The organism is Planomonospora parontospora, assembly GCA_014647935.1.
In the GTDB taxonomy this organism is placed as follows: Bacteria; Actinomycetota; Actinomycetes; order Streptosporangiales; family Streptosporangiaceae; genus Planomonospora; species Planomonospora parontospora.
Map to the genome: position 1 here is coordinate 1 of BMQD01000060.1, position 11,003 is coordinate 11,003.

Sequence of the window (11,003 nt, forward strand, 5' to 3'; positions counted from 1 at the left end):
CGTAGGCGGCGATCACCGCCTGCGCCTCGATCGGGTCACCGAGCGTCGTGCCCGTGCCGTGCGCCTCCACCGCGTCGATCTCCGCAGGGGCCAGGCCCGCTCCGGCCAGGGCCTGCCGGATCACCCGCTGCTGGGAGGGACCGTTCGGCGCGGTCAGCCCGTTGGAGGCGCCGTCGGAGTTGACCGCCGAACCCCGCACCACCGCCAGCACCCGGTGGCCGTTGCGGCGCGCGTCCGACAGCCGCTCCAGCAGGAGCATGCCCACGCCCTCGCCCCAGCCGGTGCCATCCGCGCCCGCACCGAACGACTTGCACCGGCCGTCGGGGGCCAGGCCGCCCTGCCGGCTCATGTCCACGAACGTGTCAGGGGTCGACATGACGGTCACCCCGCCGGCCAGGGCCAGCCCGCACTCTCCCCGGCGCAGGGCCTGGACCGCCCAGTGGAGGGCGACCAGCGACGACGAGCACGCCGTGTCCACGGTCACCGCGGGGCCCTCCAGCCCCAGGGCGTAGGCGACGCGGCCGGAGACCACGCTGGCGAGGCTGCCGTTGCCGTGGTAGGCGGCGATCTCCTCGGGGAGCGTGCCCAGCCGCAGGCCCCAGTCGTGGTACATCACTCCGGCGAAGACTCCGGTGTCGCTGCCCTTCATCGAGGTGGGATCGATGCCGGCCCGCTCGAACGTCTCCCACGCGATCTCCAGCAGCAGCCGCTGCTGGGGGTCCATGGCCTGGGCCTCACGCGGGCTGATCCCGAAGAAGTCGGCGTCGAAGTCGGCCGCGTCGTGCAGGAACCCGCCCTCGCGCGCGGAGCTCCTGCCCGGCCTGCCCGGCTCGGGGTCGTAGAGGTCGGGGTCCCAGCCCCGGTCCGACGGGAACGGCGAGACCACGTCGGCGCCCTCGGCGACGAGGCGCCACAGCGCGTCCGGGGAGGCCACGTCACCCGGGTAGCGGCAGGCCATGCCGACGATCGCGACGGGTTCGTCGACCGGGACCGCGGCGACCGGGACCGCGGCGGCCGGGAGGGCGGCGGCGCGGGCCGGCGTGTCGAGGATCTTCGTGCGGATGTGACCGGCCAGTGCGGCGGGCGTCGGATAGTCGAAGGTCAGCGTCGCGCTCAACCGGAGCCCGGTGGCGGCGTTGAGCCTGTTGCGCAGCTCGACCGCGGCGAGGGAGTCGAAACCGATGTCCTTGAACGCCCTGGTGGGGACCACCGAGCCGGCTCCGTCGTAGCCGAGCACGGCGGCGGCCTGGGTGCTGACGAGCTCGACCAGCGCCTCGTCCCGCTCGGCCTCGCCCAGCCGGTCGAGCCGCTGGGCGAGGGACGACCCGACCGGGGCCGGGCCGGCGGCGGCCGTACGGCGGGCGGGGGTCCGCACCAGGTCCCGCAGCAGCGCCGGGACCCCGTCCGGCCGGGCGGTGAGCGCCCGCAGGTCCACCCGCACCGGCACCACCGCCGGTTCGCCGCTGCGGACGGCCCGGTCCAGGAGGTTCAGGTTCTCCGCGGACGACAGCAGTTCCAGGCCGAGCCTCTCCACGCGGCGCAGGGCGGTCTCGTCGAGCCGGTCCCCCATGCCGCCGTCACCGGTCCACAGGCCCCACGCCACCGAGGTGGCCGCCTGCCCGCGGGCGGCGCGGTGCACGGCCAGCGCGTCGAGGAAGACGTTGGCCGCCGCGTAGTTCCCCTGTCCCGCCCCGTCGAGGATCGTGGCGGTGGACGAGTACAGCACGAACGCCGACAGGTCCAGGTCCGCCGTCAGCTCGTGCAGGTGCCAGGCCGCGTCCGCCTTCGGCCGGAACACGGTGTCGATCCGCTCCGGGGTCAGCGACGCGATGACGCCGTCGTCCACGACGCCCGCGGTGTGCACGACGCCGCGCAGCGGGCGGGCGGCGGGCACGTCCGCCAGGAGCCGGGCGAGCGCGCCGCGGTCGCCGACGTCGCAGGCTGCCGTCGTCACCCGCGCGCCCAGCGCCTCCAGCTCCTCGCGCAGCCCGGCCGCGCCGGGCGCGTCCGGGCCCCGCCGGCTGGCCAGCAGCAGGTGCCGCACCCCGTGCTCGGCCACCAGGTGCCGCGCCACCAGCGCGCCCAGGCCGCCCGTGCCACCGGTGACCAGCACCGTGCCGTCCGCGTCCCAGACCGGGTCCGGCTCCGCCTCGGGAGCGGGCACGAGGGCCAGGCGGGGCACGAGGACCTCGCCGCCGCGCAGCGCCGCCTCCGGTTCGTCCGAGGCGACGGCGGCGGCCAGCGCGTCCCGGGACTCCTCGGAGCCGTCGGTGTCGACCAGCACGAACCGGCCCGGGTTCTCCGCCTGCGCGGCCCGCACCAGACCCCACACCGGGGCGGTCCGCAGGTCCACGTCCTCCCCGGGCAGCGCCACCGCGCCGCGGGTCACCACCACCAGGCGGGAGTCCGCGCACCGCTCGTCGGCCAGCCACGCCTGGACGGCGGCGAGCGCGTGCGCCGTGGCCGAACGGGCGCCCGCCAGGGGGTCGCCCTCGGGTACGGCGAGCTCGAGGAGCACCGTCCCGGGTACCCGCTCCGCGCCGGCGACCTCCTCCAGGGAGAGGGGGACGACGGGCGCCGGGGCGGTCCCGGCAGCCAGGCGGGTCCACCGGAGGCGGAACGGCGAGTCGTGGCGGTCCCGGCCGGCGGCGCGCAGGTCGTCGCCGGACACCTCACGGACTACGAAGGAGCCGATCGACGCCACCGGCGCCCCGGTGGCGTCGGCGATGGCGATCGACGCCTCGCCCCTGCCCGTGGCGACGATGCGGGCGCGCACGGACGGCGCGCCCTGCGCGTGGAGCGCCACGTCGCTCCACGTGAACGGTAGGCGCAGCAGGTCGGAGGCGGGCTCGTCCTCCGCGAAGTCCATCGCGTGCAGCACCGCGTCGAGCAGCGCGGGGTGCAACCCGAAGGACGCCGCCTCCGCCCTGTTCTCCTCGGGGAGTGAGACCTCGGCGAAGACCTCGCCGCCCCGCCGCCAGACGGCGCGCAGCGCCTGGAAGGCCGGTCCGTAGCCGTAGCCCTGTCCGGCCATGGCCGCGTACAGCCCCGCCGTGTCGACGGGCCGGGCCCCGGGGGGCGGCCACTCCGACATGCCGAACGACCCGGCGGCGGGGGCCGGGGCGCCGCGCCGGGCCAGGACGCCGGTGGCGTGCCGGGTCCACGGCGCGTCGTCGGGCAGGTTGTCGGGGCGGGAGTAGAACTCGATCGGCCTGCGCCCGGCCTCGTCCGCCGCTCCGACGACCACCTGCAGCGCGGCGCCGGCCGCGCCGACCGCGCCGTCGACGGCCAGCGGCGCCTGGAGCGTCAGTTCCTCCAGCAGGTCGCAGCCGACCTCGTCGCCCGCGCGGGCGGCGAGCTCCACGTACGCGGTGCCGGGCAGCAGGACGACGCCCGAGATGACGTGGTCGGCCAGCCAGGGCTGCGACCGGGTCGAGACCCTGCCGGTGAGCACCACCCCGCCGGAGTCGGGCAGGGAGACCACCGCGCCGAGCAGGGGGTGCCGCGCCGCCACCTGGCCCAGCGCCGGGGCGTCGCTCGCGGCCGTGGTGGAGCTCAGCCAGTACCGCCTGCGCTGGAAGGCGTAGGTGGGCAGTTCGATTCGCCGGGCGCCGGATCGGGCGAAGAACGCCTGCCAGTCCGGCGCCGCGCCGCGGGTGTGGGCCAGCGCCACCGCGGTGCGGACCTGCCTGGCCTCCGGCCGGTCCCGGTGGAGCAGCGGGGCGAACGCGGCCTCGGACCGGTCGGCCAGGCAGTCCTGGCCCATCGCCGACAGCACGCCGTCCGGTCCCAGTTCGAGGAAGGTCGTGACGCCCTGGCCGGCCAGCCACCGGACCGCGTCGTGGAAGCGGACCGAGGCGCACACGTGGCGCACCCAGTACTCGGCCGAGCACAGCTCGGGACCGGCCGGTTCGCCCGTCACGGTCGAGACGATCGGGATCCGCGGCGCGGAGTACCGCACCACCTGGGCGATCCGCCGGAACTCCGCCAGCATCGGCTCCATGAGCGGCGAGTGGAACGCGTGGGAGACCCGGAGCCGGGTCCGCCTGCGTTCCGGCAGCGCCGCGGCCACCGCGAGGACCTCGTCCTCCCGGCCGGAGATCACCACGGAGGCGGGGCCGTTGACCGCCGCGATGCCCACTCCGCCGGTCAGCAGCGGCAGCGTCTCCTCCTCCGACGCCTGCAGGGCGACCATCGCGCCGCCGCGGGGCAGCTCCTGCATCAACCGGCCGCGCGCAGCCGCCAGCATCGCCGCGTCCTCCAGCGGCATCACACCCGCCGCGTGGGCGGCGGCCAGTTCGCCCACCGAGTGCCCGGCGAGGAACGCGGGCTCCAGCCCCCACGATTCGAGCAGCCGGAACAGCGCCACCTCCACGGCGAACAGGGCCGCCTGCGCGTACATCGTCTGGTCCAGGAGGGCGGCCTCGGCCGAGCCGGGGGCGGCGAAGAGCACGTCGTACAGGGGGAGGTCGAGCTGCAGGTCGAGGTGGCCGGCCGCCTGGTCCAGGGCCGCGGCGAAGGCGGGGAAGGCCGTGTACAGCTCCCGCCCCATCGCGAGCCGCTGGCTGCCCTGCCCGGTGAACAGGAAGGCGAGCGAGCCGCCGTCCGCGGTGCCCCGCAGCACGCCGGGGGCCTCCTCGCCTCCGGCGACCGCCCTCAGGCCGCGCAGGAGCTCCTCCCTGTCGTCCGCGACGACGGCGGCGCGGTGCCACAGCGAGGCCCGGGTGGTGGCGAGGGAGTATCCGAGGTCGTGGAGCCGCGTCCCGGGCCGCGCCTCGACGGCGGCCAGCAGCCGCTCGGCCTGGGCGCGCAGTGCCTGCCCGGTGCCGCCCGAGACCAGCACCGGGACGCCGGCCGGCTCCGGCGAGGCCTCGGTCCGGTCCTCCGGACCGGCCGCGGCGTCCGGCTCCGGCCGGAGCTCCGGTTCCTCGATGATGACGTGGGCGTTGGTGCCGCTGATGCCGAAGGCGGACACCCCCGCGCGGCGGGGACGGCCGAGGTCCTCCCAGGGACGGGCCTCCGTGAGCAGCCGTACCTCTCCCGCCGACCAGTCGACGTTGGGCGAGGGCGCGTCCACGTGCAGGGTCCTGGGCAGCACGCGGTGCCGCATCGCCATGATCATCTTGATCAGGCCGGCGGCGCCGGCCGCCGCCTGCGTGTGCCCGAGGTTGGACTTGACCGACCCGAGCCAGAGCGGCCGGTCCTCCGGCCGGTCCCGGCCGTAGGTCGCCAGCAGCGCCTGCGCCTCGATCGGGTCGCCGAGCGTCGTGCCGGTGCCGTGCGCCTCCACCGCGTCCACGTCTCCGGCCCCCAGTCCCGCGGCGGCGAGGGCCTGGCGGATGAGCTTCCGCTGGGACGCTCCGCTGGGCGCGGTCAGGCCGTTGCTCGCGCCGTCCTGGTTGATCGCGGAACCGCGGATCAGCGCCAGGACGGTGCGGCCGTTGCGGCGGGCGTCCGAGAGCCGCTCGACCACGAAGACGCCGGCGCCCTCGGAGAAACCCGTGCCGTCGGCTCCGGCGGCGAACGCCTTGATCCGGCCGTCGGGGGCCAGGCCGCGCTGGCGGCTGAACGCGGTGAACACGCCGGGACTGCTCATGACGGTCACCCCGCCGGCCAGGGCGAGGGAGCACTCTCCCCGGCGCAGCGCCTGGGCGGCCAGGTGAAGGGCGACCAGCGAACCGGAGCAGGCGGTGTCGATGGTGACGGCCGGGCCCTCCAGGCCCAGCACGTAGGCGATGCGCCCGGAGGTGACGCTGGGCACGTTGCCCGTCATCAGGTATCCGTCGAGCCCGTCGGGGGCCTCGTGGACCCTGATGCCGTAGTCGTGCACCTCGGCGCCGACGAAGACGGCGGTGCCGCTGCCCTTCAGCGAGAGCGGGTCGATGCCCGTCCGCTCCAGGGCCTCCCAGGTGGTCTCCAGGAGCAGCCGCTGCTGCGGGTCCATGCCGAGCGCCTCGCGGGGCGAGATGCCGAAGAACTCCGCGTCGAACTCCGTCGCCGTGGACAGGAACCCGCCCTTCCCGACGTAGGTCGTGCCGGAGACGTCCGGGTCCGCGCCGAAGAGCCGCTCCAGGTCCCAGTCCCGGTCGTCCGGGAAGTCGCCGAGGACGGTCCCGTCCCCGGCCACCAGCTCCCAGAGGTCCTCGGCCGATCCGATCCCGCCCGGGAAGCGGCAGCCGATGCCGACGATGGCCAGCGGCTCGTCGTCGAAGGCCGCGACCCCCTCCGGGGCCGCGGCCTCCTCCCGCAGGCCGAGCAGCTCGGCTCGCAGGTACCCGGCGAGCAGCGCCGGGGTGGGGTGGTCGAAGGCGACGGTGGGCGGCAGGAGCAGACCCGTGGCCGCGCGGAGCCGGTCGTGCAGACCGACCAGCGCGAGGGAGTCCATGCCGAGTTCGCGGAAGGCGAGATCGGCGTCCACCCTGGCGACCGTGTCATCCGGGTTCTCCGACACCTCGCGCAACGCCGCGAGTGTGTGCTCGGACACCAGTTCCCGCAGGACGCGCACCTGCTCCGCGGCCGGCAGCACCGCCAGCCTGCTCACCAGGGCGGAACCGTTCTCCACCGCTTCAGCCGAAACCCGGTCCCGGCTGTCGGCCGGGCGTCCAGACTCACTCATAAGACCACTCCAGTCATTACTGCCTATAAAGGCAGAGACCACCCACCGTCGCCCATAACACTCGTCTGAACGCTATTCCGGATCATCCCTCGGCCACACCCCTAAGGGCCCCAGAACCGACCCCGCTCACCTGCCCTGTTTGACCACCGCGCCGCCGTCCACCTTCAGGTGCTGGCCGGTGACGTACCGGGACTCGTCCGAGGCCAGGTAGGTGATGGCGTGCGACACGTCGACCGGCTCCACGTAGGGGATCGGCATCGCCTGCACCATCGGGAAGGCCGGCTCGGCGTCCTCCCGGGTGGGGTTCTCCAGGTCCGGGCGGAAGAGCCGGTAGGTGTCCTCGTTCTGGATCATTGCGGTGTTGACGTAGGCCGGGTGCACCGCGTTGACACGCTGCATGGAGGGCGCCAGGAGCGGCGCGAGCCAGTTGACGTAGTGCTTCAGCGCGTGCTTCGAGTAGGCGTACCCCATGCCGCCGGGCCCCATCGGACCGGCCGCGCCGTGCTCGGTGATGAAGGCGGCGATGGAGCCGACGATGACGATGGACCCGCCTGCCCCCAGGTGCGGCAGCGCCGCGTGCACGGTGTTGAAGGTGCCGCTCAGGTTCACGTCGATGGTCTCGGTGAACGCGCCGATCGGCCGGTCGGCGCCGGTCGGGCAGATGCCCGCGTTGGCGATCACCACGTCGAGGCGGCCCAGTTCGGCGACCCCCTCGTCGATGGCCGCCTGCAGCGCCGCCCGGTCGCGGACGTCCGCCTGCTTGGTCACTATCCTCCGGCCGGTCTTCTCCACCAGCCGTACGGTCTCCTCGGTGTCCTCGCCGCCGGCCATCGCGTAACCCACCGAGCCGATGTCCCGGCACAGGTCGATCGCGATGATGTCCGCGCCCTCCTCCGCCAGCCGTACGGCGTGGCTGCGTCCCTGCCCTCGGGCCGCACCGGTGATGACGACGACTTTGTCCTGTACTCGTCCCATGGAGCACTCCATCTGTTTCGGGGTTTCGGTTATCGGATGAGGTTCGTGAGGTAGTCGCCCACGACCTGGCGGAAACGCTCCGGCTCCTCCAGGTGCGGCATGTGGCTCGACTCCTCGAAGATCTCCCAGCGCACGTCCGGGATCAGGTCCTGGAACGGCTGGACGGTCGCCGGGGTCGCCTCGTCGTGCCTGCCGGAGATCAGCAGGGTCGGGACGGCGATGTCTGCGACGCAGTCCACGACCGACCAGTCGCGCAGCGTCCCGATGACGTGGAACTCGCTCGGCCCGTTCATCGCGTAGTAGACCGTCGGATCGTTGTAGACCTCGTAGAACGAGGCGAGGTAGTCGCGCGGCCACGGGTTCAGCCGGCAGACGTGCCGCTCGTAGAAGACGCGCATCGCCGCGAAGTACTCGTCGCTGCCGGTGGTCCCGGCCGCCTCGTGGCGGCGGAGCGTCTCGTCGACCCCCTTGGGGAGCCGGTCCCGCAGCACCTTCATCTCGCTCAGCCAGAGCGGGTAGGAGGCGGGGGAGTTGGCGATGATCAGCCCGCGGAGGCCCGGCGGGCGGCCCGCGGCGTGCCTGGCGGCGAGCATGCCGCCCCACGACTGGCCGAGCAGCACGTAGTCGTCGGCCACGTCCAGCCGGTGCAGGAGGTTGTCCAGTTCGTCGAGGAACAACTCCGGCGTCCAGAAGTCCTCTCCCCGCTCGGGGAGGTGGGTGGACCCTCCGTTGCCGATCTGGTCGTAGTGGACGACGGGCCAGCCCTCCTCGGACAGGGCCGCGATGTTCAACAGGTAGTCGTGGGTGCTGCCGGGGCCTCCGTGCACCACCACGACCGCCGGCCGCCCGGAACAGGGTTCCCCGGTGACGCGGTACCACGTGGCGTGCTCGCCGAACGGCACGCACCCTTTGGAGCTGGGAGGCAGGGGCACTGCGCTCACCTCATTCCTGTCATGTTCCCGTCATGGCCTCGGCGTCGATCCGAGCCAGTCCTCGATGACGCGGGCGGTCTCCGCCGCCCGGTTCTCCAGAATGCTGAAGTGGTCGGCGGGCACCGTCCTGAGCGTGTGGGCGGGGTCCCAGGGAGCGGCCCGCCAGTCCTCCAGTCCCTCACCGGTCCCGGCGAACGACTCCTGGCACTGCACGAACAGCACCGGCGCCTCGACCCGCGCGGGCGGCATGTCGACGAGCAGCTCGCCGTACCGGCCCATCGTGGAGAGCCTGGCGCTGTCGAACCCGCCGAACGCCTGCTCCATCTCGAGCATCCCGAAGACCAGTTCCTTGGCCAGGCCCGCCCGGCCCCCGCCGTCGCTCTCGTAGGTGTCGAGCAGGACCACTCCGTACGGCCCGGCACCGGCGACGGTCTCGAGCCGGTGGGCGGTCGCGGCGGCGAAGATGCCTCCCGCCGAGTAGCCGACCAGCACGAACGGCTCCCCCTCGGCCGCCAGGAGCACGCTCTCGGCGAGGACCTCGACGGCGGCGTCGATCGAGACGGGGAGCGGCTCCCCGGGGAGGAACCCGGACAGGGGGATCGCCGACACCTGGCGGACGCCGCGGAAGTGCGAGGCCAGCCTCGCGTGCTGGTACACCCCGCCCGTCGCCATCGGCGTGCTGAGGCAGAGGAGGCGGGGACGGCCCGGACCGTCGGCCAGCTTCACCGGCGCCGGGACCCGCTCCAGATCCGCCGCCGAGGAGAAGGACGGGCGGACCCTCGCGATCGCGGTGAGCACCTCGAACCCCTCCTCCAGCCGGCCCGCCATGACGGCTCCGCGGAAGATGTCGCTCACGGTGTCCGGCGCCGGAGCCGACGGCGCCCGACTCCCGGCCCCGGCCCCGGCCCCGGTTCCGGTCTCGGCCTCGGCGCGGGAGAGGTGCGCGGTGAACTCCTCGGCGACGAACCCGGCGAGATCGGCGGGGGTCTTGTTCGAGAAGACGACCATCGGGGGCAGGCGCAGTCCGGTGGCCTCGTTGAGGGCGTTGCGCAGTTCCAGCGCGCCGACGGAGTCGAAGCCCGCCTCCAGGAAATCCCGCTCGGGATCGACGTCACCGGCGCCCTGGTGACCGAGCAGGCGTGCCGCGTGTTCCAGCACGAGTTCCAGCAGGGCGGCTTCGCGTTCCCGCGCACCCAACCCGGCCAACCGACGACCCAACCCGCCCGCACCACCACCACCGCCACCGGCCGCACGCCGCCGCGCCACCGGCACCAACCCCGCGAACACCGACGGCAACCCCGCCCCCGCCCCCGCCAGCACCCGCACATCCAGCCGCACCGCCACCACCGCCGCCGCGTCCGCCCCCGCCGCCGCATCCAGCAACGCCAGCCCCTGCTCCGGCGCCAGCGCCCCCATCCCCATCCCCGCCATCCGCCGCACCTGCGCCGCCTCCAGCCCGGCACCCATCCCGCCACCGGCCCACAGACCCCACGCCACCGACTGCGCCGCCAACCCCCGCGCCCGCCGATACGCCGCCAGCCCGTCCAGGAACGCGTTCGCCGCCGCATAATTGCCCTGACCCGCATTGCCCAGCGTCCCGGCCAGCGACGAGAACAACACGAACGCCGACAGATCCAGGCCCGCCGTCAACTCGTGCAGGTGCCAGGCCGCGTCCGCCTTCGGCCGCAGCACCGCATCGATCCGCTCCGGGGTCAGCGCCGCCACGACCCCGTCGTCCAGCACCCCGGCCGCGTGCACCACACCCCGCAGCGGATACTCGGCGGGAACCGCCGCCAGCAGTTCCGCCAGCGCCTGCCGGTCGGCCACGTCACACGCCGCCACCGTCACCCGCGCCCCCAGCGCGGACAACTCCTCGACCAGCCCGACGGCGCCCGGCGCCTCCAGACCCCGCCGGCTGGTCAGCACCAGACGCCGCACCCCGTGCACCGCCACCAGGTGCCGCGCCACCAGCGCACCCAGACCACCCGTGCCACCGGTCACCAGCACCGTGCCGTCCGCCCCCCACACCGGAGCAGGCCCGTCCGCACCCGGCACCACCCCGCCGACCCGGCCGACATCCGACACCGGCACCGCCCCGCCCGCACCAGGCACCAGCCCGTGAGCGTCTGCGTCTTCCTGCTTCGGCCGCAGCACCGCATCGATCCGCTCCGGCGTCAGCGCCGCCACGACCCCGTCGTCCAGCACCCCGGCCGCCCCGGTCCGTGCGACCACCGGACCGCTCTCCTGCGGCACACGGCCGTCGACCGGCACCCGGGCCAGACGCGCCACCCGCGGCTCACCGCCCCGGACCACCGTCTCCGGCTCACCCGAACCGATCACGGCACCCAGTGCCTCGGCCGATCCGGGTGCGTCATCGGTGTCGACCAGCACGAACCGATCCGGGTTCTCCGCCCTGACGGCCCGCACCAGCCCCCACACCGGAGCCAGCCGCACGTCCACGTCCTCACCCGGCAGCGCCA

General features: G+C 74.5%; 4 protein-coding genes. All 4 read right to left on the reverse strand.

What is annotated here, in order from left to right; translation table 11 throughout:
- The coding region (locus IEZ07_RS34835) for a type I polyketide synthase (protein ID WP_301549378.1) at window positions 1-6,562 on the reverse strand (6,562 nt) is incomplete at its 3' end.
- 180 nt (window positions 6,563-6,742) lie between these two features.
- Window positions 6,743-7,591 (reverse strand): mycofactocin-coupled SDR family oxidoreductase, encoded by an 849-nt coding sequence (locus IEZ07_RS34840; RefSeq protein WP_191898701.1) that lies wholly within the window; start codon window positions 7,589-7,591, stop codon window positions 6,743-6,745.
- Between the two features lie 29 nt (window positions 7,592-7,620).
- Entirely contained in the window at window positions 7,621-8,532 is a 912-nt protein-coding gene (locus IEZ07_RS34845) for a proline iminopeptidase-family hydrolase (protein ID WP_239321323.1), read from the reverse strand.
- A gap of 21 nt (window positions 8,533-8,553) precedes the next feature.
- On the reverse strand, window positions 8,554-11,003 hold a 2,450-nt coding region (locus IEZ07_RS34850; RefSeq protein ID WP_301549379.1), incomplete at its 5' end, for a type I polyketide synthase.